Annotated in this window: 22 protein-coding genes; 16 read left to right on the top strand and 6 right to left on the bottom strand. The window is 61.2% G+C overall.

The genetic code is table 11. The features are described 5' to 3' along the window. Window positions 1-92: 92 nt before the first annotated feature. The 4 genes from rnhA to AC3WN7_RS07260 all read left to right on the top strand — a co-directional run bounded on the left by rnhA (window position 93) and on the right by AC3WN7_RS07260 (window position 4,645). Window positions 93-545 (top strand): ribonuclease HI, encoded by a 453-nt coding sequence (gene rnhA, locus AC3WN7_RS07275; RefSeq protein ID WP_007979123.1) that lies wholly within the window; start codon window positions 93-95, stop codon window positions 543-545. Window positions 546-738: 193 nt separating this feature from the next. After that, window positions 739-1,497 carry a DNA polymerase III subunit epsilon gene (gene dnaQ, locus AC3WN7_RS07270; protein ID WP_007979124.1) on the top strand — a complete coding sequence of 253 codons (759 nt, stop codon included), beginning with the start codon at window positions 739-741 and terminating at the stop codon, window positions 1,495-1,497. 263 nt (window positions 1,498-1,760) lie between these two features. Next, complete coding sequence (locus AC3WN7_RS07265) at window positions 1,761-4,016, top strand: Orn/Lys/Arg family decarboxylase (RefSeq protein WP_102673604.1); 2,256 nt, start codon at window positions 1,761-1,763, stop codon at window positions 4,014-4,016. A 14-nt stretch (window positions 4,017-4,030) separates the two neighbouring features. Continuing rightward, complete coding sequence (locus AC3WN7_RS07260; protein ID WP_095966995.1) at window positions 4,031-4,645, top strand: GNAT family N-acetyltransferase; 615 nt, start codon at window positions 4,031-4,033, stop codon at window positions 4,643-4,645. On the opposite strand, the gene AC3WN7_RS07255 is transcribed toward AC3WN7_RS07260, so the two are convergent. Then, window positions 4,611-5,504: a LysR family transcriptional regulator gene (locus AC3WN7_RS07255; RefSeq protein ID WP_102673603.1), complete on the bottom strand. Its 894-nt coding sequence runs from the start codon at window positions 5,502-5,504 to the stop codon at window positions 4,611-4,613. The genes AC3WN7_RS07260 and AC3WN7_RS07255 overlap by 35 nt on opposite strands. 88 nt (window positions 5,505-5,592) lie before the next feature. Beyond that, entirely contained in the window at window positions 5,593-5,820 is a 228-nt protein-coding gene (locus AC3WN7_RS07250) for a hypothetical protein (protein WP_102673602.1), read from the bottom strand. A 175-nt stretch (window positions 5,821-5,995) separates the two neighbouring features. On the opposite strand from AC3WN7_RS07250, the gene AC3WN7_RS07245 reads away from it, so the two are divergent. Continuing rightward, window positions 5,996-6,556: an NADPH-dependent FMN reductase gene (locus tag AC3WN7_RS07245; protein ID WP_102673601.1), complete on the top strand. Its 561-nt coding sequence runs from the start codon at window positions 5,996-5,998 to the stop codon at window positions 6,554-6,556. Between the two features lie 199 nt (window positions 6,557-6,755). Here AC3WN7_RS07245 and AC3WN7_RS07240 read toward each other — a convergent pair whose 3' ends face one another. Continuing rightward, on the bottom strand, window positions 6,756-7,706 hold the full coding sequence (locus AC3WN7_RS07240; protein WP_095966998.1) for a DUF1853 family protein: 951 nt from the start codon (window positions 7,704-7,706) through the stop codon (window positions 6,756-6,758). A gap of 117 nt (window positions 7,707-7,823) precedes the next feature. Here AC3WN7_RS07240 and AC3WN7_RS07235 point away from each other — a divergent pair, with 117 nt between their 5' ends. The 6 genes from AC3WN7_RS07235 to pepN are packed head-to-tail and all read left to right on the top strand — an operon-like array spanning window position 7,824 to window position 14,340. Further along, complete coding sequence (locus AC3WN7_RS07235) at window positions 7,824-8,714, top strand: NAD(+) kinase (RefSeq protein WP_007979142.1); 891 nt, start codon at window positions 7,824-7,826, stop codon at window positions 8,712-8,714. After that, window positions 8,711-9,685 carry a metallophosphoesterase gene (locus AC3WN7_RS07230; RefSeq protein WP_409077334.1) on the top strand — a complete coding sequence of 325 codons (975 nt, stop codon included), beginning with the start codon at window positions 8,711-8,713 and terminating at the stop codon, window positions 9,683-9,685. Before AC3WN7_RS07235 ends, AC3WN7_RS07230 begins: the two co-directional genes overlap by 4 nt. Next, complete coding sequence (locus AC3WN7_RS07225; RefSeq protein WP_102673599.1) at window positions 9,682-10,551, top strand: rhomboid family intramembrane serine protease; 870 nt, start codon at window positions 9,682-9,684, stop codon at window positions 10,549-10,551. The genes AC3WN7_RS07230 and AC3WN7_RS07225 overlap by 4 nt, the downstream gene beginning before the upstream one ends. 33 nt (window positions 10,552-10,584) lie before the next feature. After that, window positions 10,585-10,845, top strand: coding sequence for a YeaC family protein (locus AC3WN7_RS07220; protein ID WP_007979148.1), 261 nt, complete (start codon window positions 10,585-10,587; stop codon window positions 10,843-10,845). Then, window positions 10,842-11,672 carry a DUF2797 domain-containing protein gene (locus tag AC3WN7_RS07215; protein ID WP_102673598.1) on the top strand — a complete coding sequence of 277 codons (831 nt, stop codon included), beginning with the start codon at window positions 10,842-10,844 and terminating at the stop codon, window positions 11,670-11,672. The genes AC3WN7_RS07220 and AC3WN7_RS07215 overlap by 4 nt, the downstream gene beginning before the upstream one ends. A 10-nt stretch (window positions 11,673-11,682) precedes the next feature. After that, window positions 11,683-14,340 carry an aminopeptidase N gene (pepN, locus tag AC3WN7_RS07210; protein WP_102673597.1) on the top strand — a complete coding sequence of 886 codons (2,658 nt, stop codon included), beginning with the start codon at window positions 11,683-11,685 and terminating at the stop codon, window positions 14,338-14,340. Between the two features lie 82 nt (window positions 14,341-14,422). Here the strand turns inward: pepN and AC3WN7_RS07205 are convergent, their stop codons facing one another. Beyond that, window positions 14,423-15,730, bottom strand: a complete 1,308-nt coding sequence (locus tag AC3WN7_RS07205; protein WP_095967003.1) for an ElyC/SanA/YdcF family protein — start codon at window positions 15,728-15,730, stop codon at window positions 14,423-14,425. Between the two features lie 367 nt (window positions 15,731-16,097). Here AC3WN7_RS07205 and AC3WN7_RS07200 point away from each other — a divergent pair, with 367 nt between their 5' ends. Beyond that, window positions 16,098-17,150 (top strand): WD40/YVTN/BNR-like repeat-containing protein, encoded by a 1,053-nt coding sequence (locus AC3WN7_RS07200; protein ID WP_095967004.1) that lies wholly within the window; start codon window positions 16,098-16,100, stop codon window positions 17,148-17,150. A 28-nt stretch (window positions 17,151-17,178) separates the two neighbouring features. Next, complete coding sequence (locus AC3WN7_RS07195) at window positions 17,179-19,563, top strand: efflux RND transporter permease subunit (RefSeq protein WP_095967005.1); 2,385 nt, start codon at window positions 17,179-17,181, stop codon at window positions 19,561-19,563. A gap of 181 nt (window positions 19,564-19,744) precedes the next feature. Here AC3WN7_RS07195 and AC3WN7_RS07190 read toward each other — a convergent pair whose 3' ends face one another. Together AC3WN7_RS07190 and AC3WN7_RS07185 are read right to left on the bottom strand one after the other, a co-directional pair. Continuing rightward, complete coding sequence (locus tag AC3WN7_RS07190) at window positions 19,745-20,464, bottom strand: FadR/GntR family transcriptional regulator (protein WP_032829613.1); 720 nt, start codon at window positions 20,462-20,464, stop codon at window positions 19,745-19,747. A 185-nt stretch (window positions 20,465-20,649) separates the two neighbouring features. Next, window positions 20,650-22,386, bottom strand: a complete 1,737-nt coding sequence (locus AC3WN7_RS07185) for an IlvD/Edd family dehydratase (RefSeq protein WP_095967007.1) — start codon at window positions 22,384-22,386, stop codon at window positions 20,650-20,652. Between the two features lie 194 nt (window positions 22,387-22,580). On the opposite strand from AC3WN7_RS07185, the gene AC3WN7_RS07180 reads away from it, so the two are divergent. The 3 genes from AC3WN7_RS07180 (at window position 22,581) to AC3WN7_RS07170 (ending at window position 26,646) form a co-directional block, all read left to right on the top strand. Continuing rightward, window positions 22,581-23,903: an MFS transporter gene (locus AC3WN7_RS07180; RefSeq protein ID WP_102673595.1), complete on the top strand. Its 1,323-nt coding sequence runs from the start codon at window positions 22,581-22,583 to the stop codon at window positions 23,901-23,903. A gap of 159 nt (window positions 23,904-24,062) precedes the next feature. Further along, window positions 24,063-25,055, top strand: a complete 993-nt coding sequence (araD1, locus tag AC3WN7_RS07175; RefSeq protein ID WP_095967009.1) for an AraD1 family protein — start codon at window positions 24,063-24,065, stop codon at window positions 25,053-25,055. A gap of 10 nt (window positions 25,056-25,065) precedes the next feature. Then, window positions 25,066-26,646: an aldehyde dehydrogenase (NADP(+)) gene (locus AC3WN7_RS07170; protein WP_102673594.1), complete on the top strand. Its 1,581-nt coding sequence runs from the start codon at window positions 25,066-25,068 to the stop codon at window positions 26,644-26,646. The last annotated feature ends 21 nt before the right edge of the window (window positions 26,647-26,667 follow it).

Raw genomic sequence — 26,667 nt, 5'->3', positions numbered from 1 at the left:
TACACACTTTTCATTTGCGGCCGGGCTTGTCCCGGCTTCGGGCGTCGTCGATCTGCGATCGGCGGGCCGGCGCATTTTCTGGATAGATTGGCATGAGCGATAGCGTAGAACTGTTCACCGACGGCGCCTGCAAGGGCAACCCTGGCCCTGGCGGCTGGGGCGCACTGCTGGTGTGCAAGGGCGTTGAAAAGGAACTCTGGGGCGGCGAAGCCAATACCACCAATAACCGCATGGAGCTGATGGGCGCGATCCGTGGCCTGGAAGAGCTCAAGCGTCCCTGTGAGGTGCTGCTGGTGACCGACTCCCAGTACGTGATGAAGGGCATCAACGAGTGGATGGACAACTGGAAGAAGCGCGGCTGGAAAACCGCGGCGAAGGAACCGGTGAAAAACGCTGATCTGTGGAAATTGCTCGACGAGCAGGTCAACCGCCACAAGGTCACCTGGAAATGGGTGCGCGGGCATATTGGCCATCACGGCAACGAACGCGCCGACCAGTTGGCCAACCGTGGCGTCGACGAAGTGCGCGGGTACAAGCAGGGCTGATTCCGGTACTACCGATGCACCGCGCCGCGGCCTTCGCGAGCAAGCCCGCTCCCACATTGATCTCCATGCGCCACAGATCCCTTGTGGGAGCGGGCTTGCTCGCGAAGGTGGCGACTCGGTATATCTGAAAGCCCCTGCAAGCGTGATAACATCGCCGCTTTTGCACGATTGACCGATTGAGAGCTGAGCACTGATGGCCACCAGATCCGTTGTACTCGACACCGAAACCACCGGCATGCCGGTGACTGACGGCCACCGGATTATCGAAATCGGTTGTGTCGAGTTGATCGGCCGGCGCCTGACGGGCCGGCACTTTCACGTGTACCTGCAGCCCGATCGTGAAAGTGACGAGGGCGCCATCGGCGTCCACGGCATCACCAACGAATTCCTCGTGGGCAAGCCGCGTTTTGCCGAGGTGGCCGAAGAATTCTTCGAGTTCATCAAGGGCGCGCAGCTGATCATCCATAACGCGGCGTTCGACGTTGGCTTCATCAACAACGAATTCGCCCTGATGGGGCAGCAGGACCGCGCGGACATCACGCAGCACTGCACGATCCTCGACACCCTGATGATGGCCCGGGAACGTCACCCGGGGCAGCGCAACAGCCTCGACGCCTTGTGCAAACGTTATGGCGTCGACAACTCCGGCCGTGAGCTGCACGGCGCCTTGCTCGACTCCGAGATTCTCGCCGACGTCTACCTGACCATGACCGGCGGGCAGACCAGCCTGTCCCTGGCCGGTAACGCCTCCGATGGCAATGGCTCCGGTGAAGGGGCGGACAATTCGGCCACCGAAATCCGTCGTTTGCCGGCGGATCGCCAGCCGACGCGCATCATCCGCGCCAGCGAAGACGACCTGGCCCGCCACGCGGCGCGCCTGGAAATCATCGGCAAATCCGCTGGTGCCCCGGCGTTGTGGGTGCAGTTGGCTGAGGCTGAGGCGCAGGCGTAACTCCCCCCATTTTGCAACCACTGCTTTTGTGGCGAGGGGGCTTGCCCCCGTTCGGCTGCGAAGCAGACGTAATTCCATTCTCTGCGGTTTATCCGAAAGATTGTTGGGGGTCGCTTCGCGACCCAACGGGGGCAAGCCCCCCCGCCACAGGGAAGCGCTCTCGTCGCCACAAAGTGGTGCATCCCGCTCGCCACTTGCGCGGTAACACTCTACCCTGAGGTGATTGGCAGGCTCTGGTCTGCCGCCTCAGGACACTGAGCCTCATGTATAAAGATTTGAAATTCCCGGTCCTGATTGTCCATCGCGACATCAAGGCCGACAGCGTCGCCGGCGACCGCGTGCGGGGGATTGCCCGGGAGCTGGAGCAGGAAGGGTTCAGCGTCGTTTCGGCGGTGAACTACACCGAAGGACGACTGGTGGCGTCGACCTACCATGGCCTGTCCTGCATGTTGATAGCGTCTGAGGACGCCAGCACCCATTCCCACTTGTTGCAAAACATGGCCGAACTGATCGGTCTGGCGCGAGTGCGTGCGCCGGATCTGCCGATCTTCGCCCTGGGCGAAAAAGTGACCCTGGAAAACGCGCCCGCCGATGCCATGGCCGAGCTCAACCAGTTGCGCGGCATTCTTTACCTGTTTGAAGACACCGTGCCCTTTCTTGCCCGGCAGGTGGCCCGTGCTGCGCGCAAATACCTCGATGGCCTGTTGCCGCCGTTCTTCAAGGCCCTGGTGCAGCACACCGCGGATTCCAATTACTCGTGGCACACCCCCGGTCACGGCGGAGGGGTGGCGTATCACAAGAGTCCGGTCGGGCAGGCGTTTCACCAGTTTTTCGGGGAAAACACCCTGCGCTCGGATCTTTCGGTGTCGGTGCCGGAGCTCGGATCCTTGCTCGATCATACCGGCCCCCTGGCTGAAGCCGAGGCCCGCGCAGCCCGCAACTTTGGTGCCGATCACACCTTTTTCGTGATCAATGGCACGTCCACGGCCAACAAGATTGTCTGGCACTCGGTGGTCGCTCGCGATGACCTAGTGCTGGTGGATCGCAATTGCCACAAGTCGGTGCTGCACTCGATCATCATGACTGGCGCGATCCCGCTGTACTTGTGCCCGGAGCGTAATGAGCTGGGGATCATCGGCCCGATCCCCCTGAGCGAGTTCAGCCGCGAATCGATCCAGGCCAAGATCGACGCCAGCCCGCTGACCAAGGGGCGTGCACCGAAGGTCAAGCTCGCCGTAGTGACCAATTCGACCTATGACGGCCTCTGCTACAACGCCGAACTGATCAGGCAGCAACTGGGCAACAGCGTCGAGGTGCTGCACTTCGACGAGGCCTGGTACGCCTATGCGGCGTTCCATGAGTTTTTTGCCGGACGCTACGGCATGGGCACGTCCCGTGATGAAGGCAGTCCGTTGGTGTTCACCACCCATTCCACCCACAAGTTGCTGGCGGCCTTCAGTCAGGCGTCGATGATTCACGTGCGCGACGGCGGCGCGCGGCAGCTGGATCGGGATCGCTTCAACGAAGCGTTCATGATGCACATCTCGACCTCGCCGCAGTACGGCATCATCGCCTCGCTGGATGTGGCTTCGGCGATGATGGAAGGGCCGGCCGGGCGTTCGCTGTTGCAGGAAATGTTCGACGAAGCCCTGAGTTTTCGACGGGCGCTGGCTAACTTGCGCCAGCACATTGCCGCTGATGACTGGTGGTTTTCGATCTGGCAACCGCCGTCGGCGGAAGGCATCGAGCGGGTCGTCACCGAGGACTGGTTGCTGCAGCCGGAAGCCGACTGGCACGGCTTTGGCGGCGTGACCGAGGATTATGTGCTGCTCGACCCGATCAAGGTCACGCTGGTGATGCCGGGGCTGACGGCCGGTGGCGCCCTCAGCGAGCGCGGGATTCCGGCGGCGGTGGTCAGCAAGTTCCTTTGGGAGCGTGGCCTGGTGGTTGAGAAAACCGGGCTGTATTCGTTCCTGGTGTTGTTCTCCATGGGTATCACCAAGGGCAAGTGGAGCACGCTGCTCACCGAATTGCTGGAGTTCAAGCGCAGCTATGACGCCAACGTCAGTCTGGCCAGTTGCCTGCCTTGCGTGGCGCAGGAAAACGTCGCGCGGTATCAGGGCATGGGCCTGCGTGATCTGTGCGATCAGTTGCATGCCTGTTATCGCAGCAATGCCACCGCCAGGCACCTCAAGCGCATGTACACGGTACTGCCGGAAGTCGCGATGAAGCCGGCGGACGCCTATGATCAATTGGTGCGCGGTGAAGTCGAGGCGGTGTCGATCGATGCGCTGGACGGACGGATTGCCGCGGTGATGCTGGTGCCGTATCCACCCGGCATTCCGTTGATCATGCCGGGTGAACGCTTTACCGAGTCGACCCGCTCAATCATCGATTACCTGGCGTTTGCCCGCACGTTCGATAGCAGTTTCCCGGGGTTCGTTGCTGATGTGCACGGATTGCAACACGAAGATCAGGGCAGTGGGCGGTGCTACACCGTCGATTGCATCAAGGAGTGAGGACCTTTCCCAGTATGCAGCCGGTTATAAATCCGAATTACCCAGGGTTGTCGGTACGGGTTGCCGATGAAGGTTTTGCCGCCTACATCTGGGGCAGTGATTTCAGTTTTGAAGTCGCGGCCTATGGTGCGGCTGAAATCGGCAAACCGGTCGCGCAGTGGCCGGTGACGCCGATCACGCCTTACCGCAAGTGCTACGGCATCGACCCGGAGGAGTTCAGCAGCTTTCGCGATGCCGCCGACAGCGCGATTTTCATGGCCTACCTGGATGACCAGCCCGTGGGGCACCTGGTGGTCAGCACTAACTGGAACGGCTTTGCCCATATCGACGAACTGGCGGTGCATGCGCCGGCCCGACGGCACGGCGTGGCCAAGGCCCTGCTGGATGTGGCGCAGTTCTGGAGCCGCAAGAAGAAACTCCCGGGCATCATGCTCGAAACCCAGAACAACAACCTGGGGGCCTGCCGGCTCTATGAACGCTGCGGTTACATGATCGGCGGGATCGACCACCTGCGCTATCGCGGCATCGATCCGAACACCGCCGAAGTGGCGCTGTTCTGGTATCGAATATTCGAAAATCCGCTGGAAAACCCGCTCAGTTCGTCAGCATCGCCGCGGCTTGTTCCGTGACGATGGCCAGCAGGGTCTGAACCGCCGGAGAGGGTTCGGCATTTTTCAGGGACAGGGCGTAGAGACTGATCGGGATAGCGGGTGCCAGCGGGCAGCTGTCCAGTCCCGAGGCTTTGGCACCGACGGCAGTAAAGGGGTCGACGATGGCCAGGCCTTCGCCGGCCTCGACCATGCTGCGCATCATCTGGTGCGTCTGGACCCGGGTCTGAATCACCGGGGCAGGGCGCAAGCCGTGCAGTTTGTTTTCCAGTGCCGGGCTCAGCGGGTCGTGCCCCTCCAGGCCGATCATCGATTGACCGGCCAGGTCCTGCAGTGAAATGTATTTCTGCTTCGGTTGCAGCCAGCCGTGGGGGGCGAGCAACTGAAGTTTGCCCTGGGCAATCACCTGGCAATCGAGGTCGGCGTGATCGGGGTCGTGCAGGCTCAGGCCCAGATCGCTTTCACGCAGCAGCAGGCTTCTGACGATGTCGCGGGTCGGCTGGCTCAGCAGTGTGCAAGGCGCGTCGGGCAGGCGTCGGCGCAGGGCCGCGATGCTGTGTGGCAACAATTGGTTGGCCAGGGGCGGGGTGCAGATGATGCGCAACGGCGGCGCGAGGTATTGCCTGAGGCTGTTGGCCAGACGCTGCACCGGTTCGAGCGCGTCGTAGACCCGGGCGATTTCCACCTGCAGTTGCTGCGCTTCGCGGGTGGCCTGCAATCGTCCGCGGACGCTGGCGAACAGCATGAACCCCAACTGATCCTCGGCGTCGCGCAGCAAGCGCTCGACTTCGGTCACTGGCAACTGCAGCCATTCGGCGGCGGTGCCCAGGTGACCGGTCTGCAGGAGCGCCTGGATCACTTCGATATGGCGTAAGCGCATGCGTGAAGTCCATGTTCAGCAGGTGGAGGAGTCAGTGGCTGAATCCTACCCCAAGTCCGCGCATATGACTTCTGCTCATAACGACGGGTTATGAAGCGCTGACGGTTTGCGGTTCGCGGGTAATGGTCACGCCGGTTTGCACCAGCATGAATTCATTGTCGTCGACCTTGTTGACACGGTCGCCAATGGCCAGCTTATAGGTAGTGACAGGCCCGGAACCGTCTACCGCCGGGGTGGATTCCTGGAACTCGTGCACCGAATAAATACGGCCTTGCGCGTCTCTTGCATGGAACTGACCGACGAGTACTGCTGCCATCTGCTTAGAACCTCTGGAGATAAATCACTCAATTTGCGGCTCTGTAGACCGTGTCTGGGTGAGGTAAGTTTTCCTACAGGAAAAAAATAGTCAGGGGCGACGTTTTCAGTCACCCGCTGCTTGAATCGTCATCTATAACTACAAGCTCTTCCTATCGGACAGTCGAGACATTCCCATGAGCAACGTCTATTCGGTCGCCGTCGTGGTCGGCAGCTTGAGAAAGGAATCGATCAACCGCAAGGTCGCACGGGCCCTGGCTGAACTGGCACCGGCCAATCTGAAGCTGAATATCGTCGAAATTGGCGATCTGCCGCTCTACAACGAAGACATCGATGGTGCTTCACCGCCGGCAGCCTACAGCACTTTCCGGCAACAGGTGAGCACATCCGACGCGGTGCTGTTCGTGACCCCGGAATACAACCGCTCGGTGCCGGCACCGTTGAAAAACGCGATTGACGTGGGCTCGCGCCCCTATGGGAAAAGTGCCTGGAACGGCAAGCCGGGCGCGGTTATCAGCGTTTCGCCGGGGGCCGTCGGCGGGTTTGGTGCCAACCACAACCTGCGTCAATCCATGGTGTTTCTCAATGTGCCGCTGATGCAGCAACCGGAGGCCTATCTGGGGAACGCGGGTTCGGCGTTCGACGAGGCGGGCAAATTGTCCGAGTCGGTCAAGCCGTTCCTGCAAAGTTTCATCAATGCCTATGGGCAATGGGTCGAGCAGCACAAGAAAGTCTGATGGTCGTTTGCCAGCGCTTTGGCCTGCAAAGCGCTGGGTGGTTATCTCTTTAGACCGTGTTGGCCCCTTCGCGAGCAAGCCCGCTCCCACAGGGATCCTCAGTGGATACAAGACTTGTGTTCGGCTGAGGCCCAATGTGGGAGCGGGCTTGGTCCGGGCGGCGATCCGACGAAGGGGCCGGCACAGGCAATACAAAAACTCAACCCTGTCCCGGCACATTCGGCCAAAGATCCGCCACCAGAAACAATCGCTCGGCCTCTTCCCAGTCGCCATTGGCATTTTCCGTCAGTCGCACCAGCAATTGTGCCGGCGCCAGCGGGTCCAGGTCATTGAGCCATGCCCGCATCTGTTCAGGGGTCCAGGTGTGCTCCGCCCAATAGTGCGCGGGCGCCAGCCAGGCATGGCGGGGCAGGGGTTGCCAGCGACCGGGCGCGCTCTGGGCAACCAGCGCCGGCCAATCCTTTTGATGCAGCCAGCGACCGCGCAAATGCTGCGGATGGGCACCCGACGGCGGGGCGGCCTGTCCGGGCCAGGGGTAGAGCAAATAACCCCCCAGCCATAAATGGGCGCTGAAGGCCTGGATATCCAGCGCCGCCAGTACTTCGCGGCTCTCGGGGCGTGCGGAAATCGGTAACTGATGCTGGCTCAGGTGCGCCAGTTTGCGGTCGAGCCGATCGTGGCAGCCCGGGCCCAGCCACTGGGCGGTGTCGTGCCCGTCGCCCGACTGCGGGCCGAGGTAGAGCTTGATCGCCAGTTCCAGGTGATGCACGCCGTCGCGGTCGCGCAGCAGCATGTCCAGTTCACCCAGGGTGTGCCCTTCGCGGCGAATCGGCATGTTGGCGGCAATCAGCTCAATGCCCGGCGCGTGCTGCACGGCAAATTGCCAGAGGCGTTCGTAGTACAGGCCCAGGCGGCGGGTGCGGGCCTGGGCCAGCCAGTGCAGCAAGCCATAACTGTCCCGGTCCAGCTGCCGCAGCCACAGCTCCAGCCGGTCCGGTGCCTGCACCCAGTCGCTGCCGGCCAACGGGTGACGTTGCGGCCACGGGGTATCGTCCAGCATGGGCGGGGCGAGGATGACCCACGCCAGGTCACGCACTTCGGGATGGCGTAACTGATGGGGCAGGTGGAGCAGATCCGGAAATAGCATCATCTTGCGAGCATAGCCCGAAACCCGGGCACCCCCTTGAAGCTGAAAGGATTTTGTCTACGGGCGGCTTTCGCCCATAATCGTGGTTTTCGCCGCCACACAGATCCCTGCAGGAGCCCCATGGAGCAATTTCGCAATATCGGCATCATCGGTCGCCTGGGCAGTTCCCAGGTGCTGGATACCGTCCGCCGACTGAAACGGTTTCTGCTCGATCGTCACCTGCACGTGATCCTCGAAGACACCATCGCCGAAGTGCTGCCAGGGCACGGCCTGCAAACCTCGTCGCGCAAGATGCTCGGCGAAGTCTGCGACATGGTCATCGTGGTCGGTGGTGACGGCAGTCTGCTCGGCGCTGCCCGGGCGCTGGCCAAACACAATATTCCGGTGCTCGGCATCAACCGGGGCAGCCTGGGGTTCCTGACCGACATCCGCCCCGACGAGCTCGAGGCCAAGGTCGCCGAAGTGCTGGACGGCCACTATCTGGTGGAAAACCGCTTCCTGCTGCAGGCCGAGGTCCGCCGCCACGGTGAGGCCATTGGCCAGGGCGATGCCCTGAACGACGTCGTGCTGCACCCCGGCAAATCCACGCGAATGATCGAATTCGAGCTGTACATCGACGGCCAGTTCGTCTGCAGCCAGAAGGCCGACGGCCTGATCGTCGCCACGCCGACCGGTTCCACCGCCTACGCGTTGTCTGCCGGCGGGCCGATCATGCACCCCAAGCTCGACGCTATTGTTATTGTGCCGATGTACCCCCATACCTTGTCGGGTAGACCGATCGTGGTCGATGGCAACAGTGAGCTGAAAATCGTCGTGTCCAAGGATATGCAGATTTACCCGCAAGTCTCGTGCGATGGGCAGAACCACTTCACCTGCGCGCCCGGCGACACCATTACCGTCAGCAAAAAAGCCCAGAAACTGCGGCTGATTCACCCGCTCGACCACAACTACTACGAAGTCTGCCGGACCAAGCTCGGCTGGGGCAGCAAGCTGGGGGGTGGAGGCGACTGATGCTCGATCCCGCGCGTAGCTACGACCTGATCGGTGACGTGCACGGTTGCGCCCTGACCCTGGAGCACTTGCTCGACCGACTCGGTTATCACAAACAGGGTGGCGTCTGGCGGCATGCGTCGCGCATGGCGGTGTTCGTCGGCGATATCATCGACCGCGGCCCGCGGATTCGCGAGGCGCTGCACATCGTCCACGACATGGTCGAGGCCGGTCAGGCGTTGTGCATCATGGGCAACCATGAGTTCAATGCGCTGGGCTGGAGCACACCGGCGCTGCCCGGCAGCGGCAAGCAGTTCGTGCGCGAGCACACGCCGCGCCATGCCCGCCTGCTGCACGAAACCCTGACCCAGTTCGAAGGCCATCCGGGTGACTGGCACGACTTCCAGCAATGGTTCTATGAGCTGCCGCTGTTCGTCGATGCCGGGCGTTTTCGCGTGGTCCACGCCTGCTGGGATGCCGGGCTGATCGAGCCGCTGCGGGCGTTGTTCCCCAACGGTTGCGTCGACGAGCATTTTCTCCAGGCGTCGGCGGAGTCGGGTTCGTTTGCCTGCACCGTGTTCGATCGCCTGTTGCGCGGCACCGACATGCGCTTGCCCCATGGCCTGACCATGACCAGCGGCGACGGCCTGGTGCGTTCGTTCTTCCGCACCAAGTTCTGGGAAGACGATCCGAAAACCTACGGCGACATCGTGTTCCAGCCGGACGCGCTGCCTGAGCCCGTTGCGCGGACGCCGCTGACGTCCACTGAAAAGAACAGCTTGCTGCGCTATGGCATCGATGAACCGTTGTTGTTCGTCGGCCATTACTGGCGCAGCGGCAAGCCGGCACCGATCCGCCCGAACCTGGCCTGCCTGGATTACAGCGCAGTGCTCTACGGCAAACTGGTTGCCTACCGACTGGATCAGGAAACCCGCCTCGATCCGGATAAATTCGTCTGGGTCGATGTCGAGCGGCCGGAGGTGCTGCAATGAGTGCTGTAGCGGTATTGCGTCTGCCCCTGGCGGTGGACTTGAGCGGGTTCGTCACCTTGCTCAAGCGCATGCAGGTGCCCCATCGGGTCAGTGAGGAAGCGGGCGAGCAAGTGCTGTGGGTGCCGGACAACATCAGTGAAGACGTGCGCGCACTGTACGAACGGTTTCCGGCGGGCGATCCCGACCAGCAACTGGACATTCCGGTGGCGCAGACCATCAAGCGTCCGGGCTTTGTCGAACAGCTGAAATACGCCAGGGCCACTGCACTGGTATTGCTGCTGAGCCTCATCGTCGGTGCGGTCACCTTGCTCGGTGACAACCTGGAAACGATGCGCTGGCTGACCTTCCTCGAATTTCGCGTCGTCGGCGAATACATCCACTTCACACCGCTGGCCGACAGCCTGGCGGCGGGGCAGTGGTGGCGCCTGTTCACGCCGATGCTGATCCACTTCGGCATCCTGCACCTGGCGATGAACGGCATGTGGTACTGGGAGCTGGGGCGGCGCATCGAGTCGCGCCAGGGCAGCATCAACCTGATCGGCCTGACCCTGCTGTTCAGCCTGGTGTCCAACTACGCCCAGTACGCCTTCAGCGGCCCGACCTTGTTCGGTGGATTGTCCGGCGTACTGTACGGCCTGCTCGGGCATTGCTGGATCTTCCAGCTGCTGGCGCCGAACCCGGCTTATCGCCTGCCGCGCGGCGTGCTGGTGATGATGCTGGTGTGGTTGCTGCTGTGCCTGTCCGGGCTGGTCTCGATGATCGGCTTCGGCGAAATCGCCAACGCGGCCCACGTCAGCGGGTTACTCATCGGATGCTTCACCGGTTTGTTGGGCGGTTTGTATAACCGCCGTAAACTGGCCGCCTAATTCAAGAACATGTAATAAAGAGACGGAGACCCAATGTCCTCTTTCAACGAAATGATCCAGAACATTACCCCCGATATCTACGAGAGCCTGAAACTGGCCGTGGAAATCGGCAAATGGTCCGACGGTGGCAAGCTCACCGCCGAACAACGCGAGCTGTCGCTGCAGGCGATGATCGCCTGGGAAATCCAGAACCTGCCCGAAGACCAGCGTACCGGTTACATGGGGCCGCAGGAATGCGCCTCGAAGTCGATCGAAGTGCCGAATATCCTGTTCAAGTCGGATGCCATCCATTGATCGAGATTGGCCGCGGTGCAATCAGCAAAATGTCGGCACGCCTTGACGGGCCGAACGTGCAATACGCTTTCCGTCTGGGCGACACCGAGGTCCCGGTCAATCCGTTGATCGGCACCAGGGTACGCCTGGAATACCTGGGGGCGATCCACTGCACCCATTGCGGACGCAAGACCAAGACCAGCTTCAGCCAGGGTTACTGCTACCCGTGCATGACCAAGCTGGCCCAGTGCGACGTGTGCATCATGAGCCCGGAGCGCTGCCACTTCGACGCCGGCACCTGTCGTGAACCGGAGTGGGGCGAGACGTTCTGCATGACCGACCACGTGGTGTACCTGGCCAACTCGTCGGGGGTGAAAGTCGGGATTACCCGTGCCACCCAACTGCCGACCCGCTGGCTCGACCAGGGTGCGAGCCAGGCCTTGCCGATCGTGCGCGTCTCGACCCGGCAGCAGTCGGGTTTCGTCGAGGATCTGTTTCGCAGCCAGGTGGCGGACAAGACCAACTGGCGTGCTTTACTCAAGGGCGATGCGGCGGCGGTGAACCTGGCCGAGGTTCGCGATCAACTGTTCGACAGCTGCGCCGAAGGCTTGCAAGGGTTGCAGGAACGATTCGGCTTGCAGGCGATCCAGACGGTTAGCGGCGTCGAACCGCTGGAAATCCGCTACCCGGTCGAGCAATACCCGGCGAAGATTGTCAGCTTCAACCTGGACAAGAACCCGATTGCCGAAGGCACGCTGATGGGCGTCAAGGGTCAATACCTGATCTTCGACACCGGCGTGATCAACATTCGTAAATACACGGCTTACCAGCTCGCCGTGCATCAGTAAGGACTCCAGCATGCGCACCGAACAACCGAAGATGATCTACCTCAAGGACTATCAGGCGCCCGAGTACCTGATCGACGAAACACACCTGACCTTCGAGTTGTACGAGGACCACAGCCTGGTCCATGCGCAACTGGTGATGCGCCGCAACCCCGAGCGTGGCCCGGGGCTGCCGCCGCTGGTGCTGGACGGCCAGCAGCTGGAACTGTTGTCGGTCACCCTGGCCGACCAAGAGCTTTCTGCTGCACAGTATCAACTGACCGAGAATCACCTGACCCTGCACCCGACCAGCGCAACCTTCACGGTCGATACCAGCGTCAGGATCCACCCGGAAACCAACACCGCGCTGGAAGGCCTGTACAAGTCCGGCACGATGTTCTGCACCCAGTGCGAGGCCGAAGGCTTCCGCAAGATCACCTATTACCTCGACCGCCCGGACGTGATGAGCACCTTCACCACTACGGTCGTCGCGGAACAACACAGCTACCCGGTGCTGCTGTCCAACGGCAACCCGATCGCTTCCGGCCCCGGCGAAGATGGCCGGCACTGGGCGACCTGGGAAGACCCGTTCAAGAAACCGGCGTACCTGTTTGCGCTGGTGGCCGGTGACCTGTGGTGCGTCGAAGACAGCTTCACCACCCTGAGCGAGCGCAACGTGGCGCTGCGCATCTACGTCGAGCCGGAAAACATCGACAAGTGCCAGCACGCCATGAACAGCCTGAAGAAGTCCATGCGCTGGGACGAAGAGGTCTACGGTCGCGAGTACGACCTGGACATCTTCATGATCGTTGCCGTGAATGACTTCAACATGGGCGCCATGGAGAACAAGGGCCTCAACATCTTCAACTCCAGCGCCGTGCTGGCCAAGGCCGAAACCGCCACCGACGCCGCGCACCAGCGGGTCGAGGCGATCGTGGCCCACGAATACTTCCACAACTGGTCGGGCAACCGCGTGACCTGCCGCGACTGGTTCCAGCTGTCGCTCAAGGAAGGCTTCACCGTGTTCCGCGATGCCGGGTTCTCCTCGGACATGAACTCGGCCACGGTCAAGCGCATCCAGGACGTGGCGTACCTGCGCACCCATCAGTTCGCCGAAGACGCCGGCCCCATGGCCCACGCCGTGCGCCCGGACAGCTTCATCGAGATTTCCAACTTCTACACCCTGACCGTGTACGAAAAGGGCTCGGAAGTGGTCGGCATGATCCACACCCTGCTCGGCGCCGAAGGCTTCCGCAAAGGCAGCGACCTGTACTTCGAACGCCACGACGGCCAGGCCGTGACCTGTGATGACTTCATCAAGGCCATGGAAGATGCCAATGGCGTCGACCTGACCCAGTTCAAACGCTGGTACAGCCAGGCCGGTACACCGCGTCTGACGGTGAGCGAGTCCTTTGATGCCGCGGCGAAAACCTACAGCCTGACCTTCCGCCAGAGCTGCCCGCAAACCCCGGACAAGGTTGAAAAACTGCCGTTCGTGATCCCGGTTGAGCTGGGGCTGCTCGATAGCAAGGGTGGCGAGATTGCCCTGCGTCTGGCTGGTGAAACCACCGCGCAAGGCACTTCGCGGGTCATTTCCGTGACCGAAGCCGAGCAGACCTTCACCTTCGTCGACATCGCCGAACAACCGCTGCCGTCGTTGCTGCGTGGCTTCTCGGCACCGGTGAAACTGAGCTTCCCGTACAACCGCGACCAGTTGATGTTCCTGATGCAGCACGACAGCGACGGCTTCAACCGCTGGGATGCCGGCCAGCAACTGTCGGTGCAGGTGCTGCAAGAGCTGATCGCCCAGCAGCAGAAGGGCGAAACGCTGGTGCTCGATCAGCGCCTGGTGTCGGCGCTGCGCACGGTGCTCTCGGACGAGTCGCTGGATCAGGCCATGGTCGCCGAAATGCTCTCGCTGCCAAGCGAAGCGTACCTGACCGAAATCAGCGAAGTGGCGGACGTCGAAGCCATTCACAGCGCCCGCGAGTTTGCCCGCAAGCAACTGGCTGACGCGTTGTTCGAGGGCTTGTGGCTGCGTTACCAGGCCAACCGCGAACTTTCGAAGCAAACACCGTACGTGGCCGAGGCGGAACATTTCGCCCGTCGCGCCTTGCAGAACATCGCGCTGTCGTACCTGATGCTCAGCGGCAAGCCGGAGGTTCTGGCGGCGACGCTGGAGCAGTTCGACGCCTGCGACAACATGACCGAGCGCCTGACTGCACTCGCCGTGTTGGTCAATTCTCCGTTCGAAGCCGAGAAGGCCAAGGCCCTGACCAGCTTCGCCGAACACTTCAAGGACAACCCGCTGGTCATGGACCAGTGGTTCAGTGTCCAGGCCGGTAGCGTGTTGCCGGGCGGACTTGCGCGGGTCAAGGCGTTGATGCAGCACCCGGCGTTCAACATCAAGAACCCGAACAAGGTGCGGGCGTTGATCGGCGCGTTTGCCGGGCAGAACCTGATCAACTTCCATGCGGCGGATGGTTCCGGGTATCGCTTCCTGGCGGATCTGGTGATCGAGTTGAACGGGTTCAATCCGCAGATCGCGTCGCGTCAGTTGGCGCCTTTGACTCGCTGGCGCAAGTACGACAGCGCTCGGCAGGCTTTGATGAAGGGGGAGCTGGAGCGGATTCGGGCTTCGGGGCAGTTGTCCAGTGATGTGTTTGAGGTGGTCAGCAAGAGTTTGGCTTGATGTCTGTGTGAGCGGGTTTGTTCGCACCGGCTGTTGAAATACTGAAATGCCCGTATCTTGCGATACGGGCATTTTTTGTGGCTTACACGGTGTCGCGACTGAATGTGAGTTCCAGCGGATTGAAGAGAGACCTGAAGAAATCGTCGACTGTGCGGACGGCTGTCTTGTCTTCCGGGGTCAACTGCGCCGACTTGAATCGCTCAATCATCTGTTGATCAATCGTACGAATAGCACTGATAACCTTTTTATGTTCACCCGCATCTATCGGATGGTCCGCAGTCAACTTATCAGCGAACGTCGTCAGACAATCCTGAGCCGAGGAAAAAAAGGCATCAGGGTAGACGCCTGCATCACTTGGAAGATACTGGGTGTTAAACAAGTAATTCAGTGTTGTGGAAAACTCTCGAATAACGGCCAGATTGTCAGAGAGCGTGGTGTATTTAGCCTCGTCACAGAATGGGAAAGATTCAATCTGAAAAGGCTGTTCGGTATTTACCTTGAGTTGCTGGGCATAGGTATAGGTTTGTCGAAAGACCGCGGCGGGCGTACCGCTGACAATTACGGTGTCCAGTGGTTTTCCATCCTGAATGTCACGGTTGATGATGTCCGCGACGTTAATTGCGTTTTGACCGCTGTTGGTCGAGAACGGATCAACCGTAATCCGTTGTGGGGCGATGCCTTTTTTCATCAGCAACTCTTTAAAGCGGTCACCTTCGGTTTTGTTGGTCGCGATGGCATGGCGATCCGTCGTGCCGTGGCCACCGAAGCCGCTGGTAATAAAGTTGATGAGCTTGCTGTTCGCGAGTTTCTCGGCGATGTATGAGACGTAGGTTTCGTCGTTGTTGCCGTTCAACACAATGTAGCTGCCAGGCTTGTCATGGCTTTTTATCCAATCGGCCATGTCGCTTTTGGAAGGGCTGAGTGAAGTGACCTTGCTGTTGTCGAGGGTCAAGGCAATCGGTGAGGCGAGTACTGATAGACGACCGTTTGCAGCTTCGCCCAAGCTGGACTGAATACGTGTGGCCAGTTCTATGTGTGGCGAGTTGCCTGCAGGTTTTTGTTCGGCGAGTTCATGCCCTTCCTTGATCAGGTTGCGCATGGTGAGCGCGGTGTTCAGGATGCTTTTCGCATTGGCCAGAGTCTGTTCGAATGGCGGTTTCGCCGCGCTGTCATTCGAATAAGGGCGCGCCACGGTGAATAGGCACCCGGAGGTCAAAACATACCCATTGGGAACAGTGAACTGATTAAGGCGGTTGTCCTTTGTCAGCACTAATTCAGCGTTTCCTTGGCGTACATTTTTCAACTCCTTTGAAACAGGTGTGGTATCCGCTGGCTGGGGTCTGGGTTCGAGAGGCTGATTGGATGAGGAGCCGTTTACTGAGGAAATCATTTCACGCCTTCATGGTTAGTAAATTTGAATCACCATAGGGCGGGGGCAAGTTGATATCTGTAAAAAAACGATTATGACTACAGTTCGATTGACTCCGTTGACGAATGGCAACCGGTTGCCTGGAGGTGGCTCGATCAGTTTGTGGAATACCCGACCATTCACCCGGGCCGCATCCCCCCTCGGTTAACAAAACATAACGTGGCGTCGATTGTCAGACATGAAAAAACACCGATAGGATAAGCCAGCTTCCGAAGGGGCTCTGGATGACGGGTTTCAGGACTATGCTCTGAAACAACCGGTCCAGACACGCACCCTTGCGGCGCCCAGAAAGGTTGAACGACCTAACAATAATAATGGGAGAAGGTCTATGAGTGAGCCTGTCATGGGTGTGGGTATCTGCCGCCCGCCGGCACTGCGCAAATTAGCGTTGCTGGCTACAGCGCTCTCGCTGTTGGGCTCTGCCATGCTGTCGGCACCTGTGCTGGCCGCGGCGGCGCCAGCATCCGATGTTGTTTATTCCATTGAATCGGCCAAGGCTGCCAAAACCCTGATGCTCGATGTCGTCCACGCCGGCAAGCGCCTGGTGGCGGTCGGGGATCGTGGGCACATCCTGTATTCCGATGACCAGGGCGCGACCTGGACCCAGGCCAAGGTGCCGACCCGGGCCCTGCTGACGTCGGTGTTTTTTGTCGATGACAAGCACGGCTGGGCCGTCGGCCATGACGCGCAGATCCTCGCCAGCGAGGACGGCGGGGCGACCTGGACCAAGCAATTCGAAGATCTGAATCGTGAATCGCCGCTGCTCGATGTCTGGTTCAAGGACGTCGACAGCGGCTTTGCCGTGGGCGCTTATGGCTCGCTGATGGAAACCACCGACGGTGGCAAGCATTGGGAAGATGCCAGCGACCGCCTTGACAACGAGGACCAGTACCACCTGAACGCGATCGCCGCGGTCAAGGACGCCGGGCTGTTCATCGTCGGCGAGCAGGGCAGCATGTTCCGCTCCGCTGATTGGGGCCAGACCTGGGAAAAGCTCGAAGGTCCGTACGAAGGTTCGCTGTTCGGCGTGATCGGCACGGCGCAAGCCAATACGCTGCTGGCCTACGGACTGCGCGGCAACCTTTACCGCTCCACGGATTTCGGCAGCACCTGGGAGCAAGTCGAGCTCAAGGCCGAGCGCGGCGACCTGGAGTTCGGGCTGTCCGGCGGCACGCTGCTCGACGATGGTTCGATCGTGATCGTCGGCAACGGCGGTTCGGTGATTCGCAGCAGTGACAATGGCGAAACCTTCAAGGTGGTCAACCGTGCGGACCGTATTTCGGTCTCGGCAGTGACGGCGGCAGGCAATGGCAATCTGGTTCTGGCCGGGCAGGGCGGCGTTCGCGTCACCTCGCCAAACGGTACCGAGTCGGGCAAATGAGCCGGGTTAATAATAAGAAGGCGGAGCTATGACTTCCTTGAGTACACATCACCAGGACAAGGCGACGTTCCTCGAGCGCCTGATCTTCAATAACCGTCCGGCAGTGATCACGATCTGCCTGCTGGTCAGTATTTTCCTGTTCTGGCAGGCGACGCTGATCCGTCCGTCCACCAGCTTCGAAAAAATGATCCCGCTGGAGCATCCCTTCATCCAGAAGATGATGGAGCACCGCAACGATCTGGCGAACCTGGGCAACACCGTGCGGATCTCGGTGGAAGCCACCGATGGCGACATCTTCTCCAAGGAGTACATGGAGACCCTGCGTCAGATCAACGACGAGGTGTTCTACATCTCCGGTGTCGACCGTTCCGGTCTGAAATCGCTGTGGAGCCCCAGCATTCGCTGGACCGAAGTGACGGAAGAGGGCTTCGCCGGCGGTGAAGTGATTCCGCAGAGCTACAACGGCTCCCAGGCCAGTCTCGATTTGCTGCGCAACAACGTGCTCAAGTCCGGTCAGGTCGGGCGCCTGGTGTCCAACGATTTCAAGTCGAGCATCGTCGACATTCCGTTGCTGGAGTCCTACCCGGACCCGCAGGACCAGGGCAAGCTGCTGGCGCTGGACTATCGCAAGTTCTCCCACGAGCTTGAAGACAAGATCCGCACCAAGTTCGAAGCGCAGAACCCGAATGTGAAGATCCACATCGTCGGTTTCGCCAAGAAGGTCGGTGACCTGATCGATGGCCTGGTGATGGTCGTGATGTTCTTCGGCATCGCCTTCGTCATCACCCTGATCCTCCTGCTGTGGTTCACCAACTGCCTGCGCAGTACCGTCGCCGTGTTGAGCACGACGCTGGTGGCCGTGATCTGGCAGCTGGGCCTGATGCACTTCTTCGGCTTCGGGCTCGACCCCTATTCGATGCTGGTGCCGTTCCTGATCTTCGCCATCGGTATTTCCCACGGCGTGCAGAAGATCAACGGGATCGCCCTGCAATCGAGCGAGGCGGACAACGCCCTGACGGCGGCGCGCCGCACCTTCCGTCAATTGTTCCTGCCGGGGATGATCGCGATCCTTGCCGATGCCGTGGGTTTCATCACGCTGTTGATCATCGATATCGGCGTGATCCGCGAGCTGGCCATCGGCGCGTCCATCGGCGTGGCGGTGATCGTGTTCACCAACCTGATCCTGCTGCCGGTGGCGATTTCCTATGTCGGCATCAGCAAGCGTGCCGTGGCCCGCAGCAAGAAAGACGCCACCCGTGAACACCCGTTCTGGCGCCTGCTGGCGAATTTTGCCAGCGCCAAAGTCGCACCGGTTTCCATTCTGCTGGCGCTGATCGCCTTTGGCGGCGGCCTGTGGTACAGCCAGAACCTGAAAATCGGCGACCTCGACCAGGGTGCCCCGGAGCTGCGTCCGGACTCGCGCTACAACAAGGACAACAACTTCATCATCAACAACTACTCGACCAGTTCCGACGTGCTGGTGGTGATGGTCAAGACCAAGTCCGAAGGCTGCTCGCGCTATGAAGCCATGGCGCCGATCGACGAGCTGATGTGGAAGATGCAGAACACCGAGGGCGTGCAGTCGGCGATTTCCCTGGTAACCGTGTCCAAGCAAATGATCAAGGGCATGAACGAGGGCAACCTGAAATGGGAAACCCTGTCGCGTAACCCTGATGTGCTGAACAACTCCATTGCCCGCGCCGACGGCCTGTACAACAACAGTTGCTCCCTGGCGCCGGTGCTGGTGTTCCTCAACGATCACAAGGCCGAAACCCTGGATCGCGCGGTGCATGCGGTGCAGGAGTTCGCCAAGGAAAACAACAAGGAAGGCCTGGAGTTCATCCTCGCTGCCGGTAACGCCGGGATCGAGGCGGCCACCAACGAGGTGATCAAGAAGTCCGAGCTGACCATCCTGATCCTGGTGTACATCTGCGTGGCGGTCATGTGCATGATCACCTTCCGTTCATGGGCGGCGACCTTGTGCATTGTGCTGCCGCTGGTGCTGACCTCGGTACTCGGTAACGCCCTGATGGCCTTCATGGGCATCGGCGTGAAAGTGGCGACCCTGCCGGTCGTGGCGCTCGGGGTGGGGATTGGCGTGGACTACGGCATCTACATCTACAGCCGCCTGGAAAGCTTCCTGCGTGCCGGCCTGCCGCTGCAAGAGGCGTACTACCAGACGCTGAAGTCCACCGGCAAGGCCGTGCTGTTCACCGGTCTGTGCCTGGCGATCGGCGTGTGCACCTGGATCTTCTCGGCCATCAAGTTCCAGGCCGACATGGGGCTGATGCTGACCTTCATGCTGCTGTGGAACATGTTCGGCGCGCTGTGGCTGTTGCCGGCACTGGCGCGGTTCCTGATCAAGCCGGAGAAACTGGCGGGGCAGAAGGGCAACTCGTTGTTTGCTCACTGATCCATGCAGAAGTGAAAAAGCCGCAACCTTGGTTGCGGCTTTTTTTTATCTCAAATTCGCACCAGCCCCTGTAGGAGCGAGCTTGCTCGCGATGGTCGTCAACGAAAACGCTGGTTGGCAGATGCCCCGCGGTGCTCTGCGGTTTATCGCGAGCAAGCTCGCTCCTACAAGGGGACGGTGATCAGGCAGGATCGCTACCCAACACCACATTCAACGCGCTACGCGCATCATCGAGCTGCACCAGCGTCGCATGCCGTGCGCCCAGAGCATCACGGTTCTCGATGGCGGTGAGAATCGCCTTGTGCCGCGGCAGCGCCAGTTCATGCAGGTTCGGTCGCTGGTTCGAATGCTTCAAGGCTTCGGCAATCGCCACCGAGAGCATGTTGCACAGATTGGCCAGCAAGTCGTTGTGGGTGGCGTCGGCGATGCGACTGTGGAAGTCCAGGTCCGGCTGCAACAGCGCCTCCGGTGTCGGCGCGGCTTCCATGCGCTGGTAGGCCTCACCGATGGACGCGATGTCCGCCTCGGTGGCGAATTGCGCGGCGAGGGCGGCAGCGGCCGGTTCGATGATGCTGCGCACACTGGTCAGCAGGTCGAAAAACTGGTTCTGCGGACTGCTCTGCATCAGCCAGTGCAGCACGTCCGGATCGAGCATGTGCCAGTCCTTGCGTGGCTTGACCACAGTCCCGACGCGCGGGCGGGAATACACCAGACCCTTGGCAACCAATACTCGGGTGGCTTCGCGCAGCACCGGCCGGCTGACCGCATACTCTTCGCACAACAGCGCTTCGGCGGGCAGTTTGTCGTCCGGCAGGAAACGTCCCGAGACGATCTGCATGCCCAGTTCCTGGACGATGCGCGAGTGCATGCTTTTGCGGTCGGAGGGTTTGCGGTAATCCATGGGGAGCGACGCGGTCCTGTGCGAATTGGTGTCGCGCATGATAGCAGGCGCGGCACAATCTTGAGGCGGGCGTAGATCAAATGTGGGAGCGGGCTTGCTCGCGAAAGCGGTGGGTCAGACAACATATGCGTAGGCTGACACTCCGCTTTCGCGAGCAAGCCCGCTCCCACAGGGGGCGGAGGTGATCAGTGGGAGTGACGCGGTACTTCAGCCCCACGGCAACCGACCAGGAAGTCGAAGTCGCAACCCTGGTCCGCTTGCAGCACATGGTCGATGTACAGCTGACGATATCCCCCGACGATCAGATTCTGCGGCGGTTGCAGGTCGGCCATGCGCGCGGCCAGTTCGGCGTCCGGAATATCCAGGTGCAACCGGCCGCTGGCGCAATCGAGTTCGATCCAGTCGCCTTCTTTCACTGCGGCCAGCGGTCCACCGGCAGCGGCTTCGGGGGCGACGTGGAGGACAACAGTGCCGTACGCGGTGCCGCTCATGCGCGCATCGGAAATGCGCACCATGTCGGTCACACCCTGGGCCAGCAGCTTGGCTGGCAAACCCATGTTGCCCACTTCGGCCATGCCCGGATAACCCTTCGGCCCGCAGTTCTTCATCACCAGGATCGAGTTGGCATCCACGTCCAGTTCCGGGTCGTTGATCCGCGCCTTGTACATGTCGAAGTTCTCGAACACCACCGCGCGACCGCGATGCTGCATCAGTGCCGGCGTGGCGGCGGACGGCTTGAGCACGGCGCCCAGCGGTGCCAGGTTGCCGCGCAAGACGCAGATGCCGCCATCGGCGCGGATCGGGTTGTCGAGGGTGCGGATCACTTCGTCCTCGCCATAAATCGGCGCGTCTTTGGTGTTCTCGCCGATGGATTTGCCGTTGACGGTCAGGGCATTCGGGTTCGGGATCAGGTTGGCTTCGCCGAGGCGACGCAGCACGGCCGGCAAGCCACCGGCGTAATAGAACTCTTCCATCAGGAAGCGTCCCGACGGTTGCAGGTCGACGATGGTCGGCATGCCGCGACCGATACGGGTCCAGTCGTCGAGGTCCAGCTCCACGCCAATGCGCCCGGCGATGGCTTTGAGGTGAATCACCGCGTTGGTCGAACCGCCGATGGCGGCGTTGACGCGAATGGCGTTTTCGAAGGCTTCCCTGGTGAGGATCTTCGACAGTTTCAGGTCTTCACGCACCATCTCCACGGCACGCATGCCGGACATGTGCGCCAACACATAACGGCGCGCATCCACGGCCGGGATCGCGGCGTTGTGGGGCAGGGAGGTACCCAGTGCTTCGGCCATGCAGGCCATGGTCGAGGCCGTGCCCATGGTGTTGCAGGTGCCGGCCGAGCGGGACATGCCGCCCTCGGCCGCGAGGAAGTCGTCGATGCTGATGGTGCCGGCCTTGACCTGTTCGCTGAGCTGCCAGACCACGGTGCCGGAGCCGATGTCCTTGCCCTTGTGCTTGCCGTTGAGCATCGGCCCGCCGGTGACGACGATGGCCGGCACGTCGCAACTGGCGGCGCCCATCAGCAGTGCCGGGGTGGTTTTGTCGCAACCGGTCAGCAGCACCACGCCATCGATCGGGTTGCCGCGAATGGCTTCTTCCACGTCCATGCTTGCCAGGTTACGGGTGAGCATGGCGGTAGGACGCAGGTTGGATTCGCCGTTGGAGAACACCGGGAACTCCACCGGGAAGCCGCCGGCCTCGATCACACCACGTTTGACGTGCTCGGCAATCTGGCGGAAATGCGCGTTGCACGGAGTCAGTTCCGACCAGGTGTTGCAGATGCCGATGATCGGCTTGCCATCGAACTGGTGGTCGGCAATGCCCTGATTCTTCATCCAGCTGCGGTACATGAAGCCGTTCTTGTCGGCCGTGCCAAACCATTGGGCGGAGCGCAGGGTGGGTTTCTTATCAGACATGATCGGTTCTCTTATTGTATGACTATATTGTTCGAGCTGAGGCGTAACATAAGCGCAAATTGCGATGTTTGGAAGTGTTGTTGCGCAAATAGTATTACTATATAGTCCGCTCAAACGGAGGGATGGTCCTGGCGGATTTTTCGCGAGAGGCGTCCCCCGAGGTTCCATAACAACAACAATCGGAGACCGATCTCATGAGCCAGGAACTGCGGCTTATCCGTCGCATCACGCTGAAACTGATTCCCTTCCTGATCCTGCTGTACCTGATCGCCTACGTGGACCGCTCCGCAGTGGGCTTCGCCAAACTGCACATGGGCGCCGACATCGGTCTGGGCGATGCGGCGTACGGACTGGGTGCCGGGCTGTTCTTCATCGGCTACTTCCTGCTGGAAATCCCCAGCAACCTGATGCTCGACCGCTTTGGCGCACGGCGCTGGTTCGCGCGGATCATGCTCACCTGGGGCGCCATCACCATCGGCATGGCTTTCGTCCAGGGGCCGAACAGCTTCTATGTGATGCGCTTTTTGCTCGGCGCCGCCGAGGCCGGTTTCTTTCCCGGTGTTCTGTACTACATCACCCAATGGTTCCCGGTGCGCCATCGCGGCAAGATCCTCGGGCTGTTCATCCTCTCGCAACCCATTGCGATGATGATCACCGGCCCCGTGTCCGGCGGCCTGCTGGGTATGGACGGCGTGCTCGGGCTGCACGGCTGGCAGTGGCTGTTCATTGTCATTGGCATCCCGGCGATCCTGCTGACCTGGCCTGTGCTGCGCTGGTTGCCGGACGGCCCGCAGCAAGTGAAGTGGATGGACCAGGCGGAAAAAGACTGGCTGAGCGGCGAGCTGAAAAAGGACCTGGACGCGTATGGCCAGACCCGTCACGGCAATCCGCTGCACGCCCTCAAGGACAAGCGCGTCCTGTTGTTGGCGCTGTTCTACCTGCCGGTGACCCTGAGCATCTATGGCCTCGGCTTATGGTTACCGACCCTGATCAAGCAGTTCGGCGGCAGCGACCTGGTGACCGGTTTCGTTTCCGCGGTGCCGTACATCTTCGGCATCGTCGGCCTGCTGATCATTCCTCGCAGTTCCGACCGCTTGAATGACCGCTACGGCCACCTCGCCGTGCTTTACGTGCTGGGTGCGATCGGCCTGTTTCTGAGCGCCTGGCTGTCGGTGCCGGTGCTGCAACTGGCGGCACTGTGCCTGGTGGCATTCGCGTTGTTCTCCTGCACGGCGGTGTTCTGGACCTTGCCGGGCCGCTTCTTTGCCGGCGCCAGTGCGGCGGCGGGGATCGCCTTGATCAACTCGGTGGGCAACCTCGGCGGCTACCTCGGCCCATTCGTGATCGGCGCACTCAAGGAATACACCGGCAACCTGGCTTCGGGCCTGTATTTCCTGTCGTGCGTGATGGTGTTCGGGCTGGTGTTGACCGGTGTGGTGTATCGCTTGCTGGAACGCAAGCACGTGTTGCCGGCCGATGAGTTTGCGGCGAGTGCGCGTGGGGCTTCCCGTACCTGATTTTGAGAGTTCACACCGACCAAATGTGGGAGCGGGCTTGCTCGCGAAAGCGGAGTGTCAGTCACTGGTGATGTCGGGTATGACGGCCTCTTCGCGAGCAAGCCCGCTCCCACATTGGTTCTGCGGTGATTTGAAGTTTTGTTTTACAGGAGAAAATTCATGCGTTTGGTTCAATTCGAATTGAGTAACGGCGAACGCCGTGTCGGTGTGGTCGACAACGGCCTGGTCCGTGAAGTGCAAGACGCGCGCACTGTTCGCGACCTGGCACTGGCGGCGATTGAAGCGGGCGCGAGCCTTGAACAACAGGTGCAGAGCCTGGGGCTGGGCATCAGCCATGACTATGCCGATCTGCTGACGCAACGGCGCATCCTGCCGCCGCTGGATCATGCGGACCCGGCGCACATGCTGGTCAGCGGTACGGGCCTGACCCATCTGGGCAGCGCGTCGGCCCGGGACAAGATGCACCAGCAAAGTGGCGACGAAACCGCGATGACCGACACCATGCGCATATTCAAATGGGGCGTGGAGGGCGGCAAGCCGGCGGCGGATCAAGCCGGCGTGCAACCGGAATGGTTCTACAAAGGCGATGGCAGCATCGTCGTAAGGCCAGGCCAGCCGTTTCCAATGCCACCGTTTGCCGAAGATGCCGGTGAAGAACCGGAGATCGCCGGCCTGTACGTGATCGGTCACGACGCCAAGCCGTATCGCCTGGGTTTTGCCGTGGGCAACGAGTTCTCCGACCACGTCATGGAGCGCAAGAACTACCTGTACCTGGCCCATTCGAAACTGCGTAGCTGCAGCTACGGCCCGGAACTGCGGGTGGGCGAGCTGCCGCAGCATCTGGCGGGCACCAGCCGCATCCTGCGCAACGGCGAAGTGCTGTGGCAGAACGAGTTCCTCAGTGGCGAGGCGAACATGTGCCACAGCCTCGCCAACCTGGAATTCCATCATTTCAAGTACAGCCAGTTCCTGCGCCCGGGGGACGTGCACATTCACTTCTTCGGCACCGCGACCCTGTCCTTTGCCGACGGCATTCGCACCCGACCGGGTGACGTGTTCGAGATCACCCAGGCCGAGTTCGGCGCACCATTGATCAATGGCATCGCACCGGTCCCGGCGGCTTTCGAGCCCGGCACCGTCGGCACACTTTGAGGACTTGTCCATGACCCGGATTCTTGGTCACAACTACATCGGCGGCCAACGTAGCGCCGCCGGCAGCGTCAAGTTGCAGAGTGTCGATGCGTCGACGGGGGAGGCCTTGCCCCACGATTTTTCTCAGGCGACACCGGAGGAGGTCGATGCGGCGGCCCACGCAGCAGCGATCGCCTATCCGGCCTATCGCAGCCTGAGCGCGGAGCGACGGGCGCAGTTTCTCGATGCCATCGCCGATGAACTGGATGCCCTCGGTGACGACTTTGTCGCTGTCGTCTGCCGCGAAACGGCGTTGCCCGCAGGCCGGATTCAAGGCGAACGTGGGCGTACCAGCGGGCAGATGCGCCTGTTCGCCAAAGTACTGCGTCGCGGTGATTTCTACGGCGCGCGAATCGACCGGGCATTGCCTGAGCGTCAGCCGTTGCCGCGTCCGGACCTGCGTCAGTACCGCATCGGCCTGGGACCTGTGGCGGTGTTTGGTGCCAGCAACTTTCCGCTCGCGTTCTCCACCGCCGGTGGCGATACCGCCTCGGCGCTGGCCGCCGGGTGCCCGGTGGTGTTCAAGGCCCATAGCGGCCACATGGCCACCGCCGAGCAGGTGGCCGATGCGATCATTCGCGCTGCGGAAAAAACGGGTATGCCGGCCGGTGTGTTCAACATGATCTACGGCGGGGGTGTCGGCGAGGCATTGGTCAAGCATCCGGCCATCCAGGCCGTGGGGTTCACCGGTTCGCTCAAGGGGGGGCGAGCCCTGTGCGACATGGCCGCGGCACGTGCGCAACCGATTCCGGTGTTCGCCGAGATGTCGAGCATCAACCCGGTGATTGTCTTGCCCCAGGCATTGCAGGTGCGGGCCGACACGGTTGCCCGGGACCTCACGGCTTCGGTGGTGCAGGGCTGCGGGCAGTTCTGCACCAATCCGGGTCTGGTGATCGGCATTCGCTCGGCGTCGTTCAGTGCCTTTGTGCAGCAAGTGGCCGGGCTGATGGGCGACCAACCGGCGCAAACCATGCTCAATGCCGGCACCCTGGGCAGCTACGGTCAAGGCGTGCAAAAACTGCTGGCGCATCCGGGGATTGAGCACCTGGCCGGCGATCCGCAGCAGGGCAACCAGGCCCAGCCGCAGCTGTTCAAAGCCGATGCCCGCCTGCTGCTCGATGGCGATGAAGTCCTGCAAGAGGAAGTGTTCGGGCCAACCACCGTGGTGGTCGAGGTCGCGGATCAGGCGCAACTGACGGCCGCCCTGAACGGCTTGCATGGCCAATTGACCGCCACCGTCATTGGCGAGCCGCAAGACGTCGAGCAGTTCGCCGGGCTGACGGCATTGCTGGAGCAGAAGGTCGGACGCATCCTGCTCAATGGCTATCCGACTGGCGTGGAAGTCTGCGATTCGATGGTCCACGGCGGGCCTTACCCGGCAACCTCCGATGCGCGCGGTACATCGGTGGGTACACTGGCCATCGATCGTTTCCTGCGCCCGGTGTGCTTCCAGAACTACCCGGACAGTTTGCTGCCGGACGCGCTGAAGAACGGCAATCCGCTGCGCATCCAGCGGCTGGTGGATGGCCAATCGTCCCGCGAGGCGTTGTAACGACTCACCACAATCCCTGTG

Source organism: Pseudomonas sp. FW305-70, from assembly GCF_058783925.1.
This window is presented reverse-complemented; position numbering and strand designations above follow the sequence as displayed.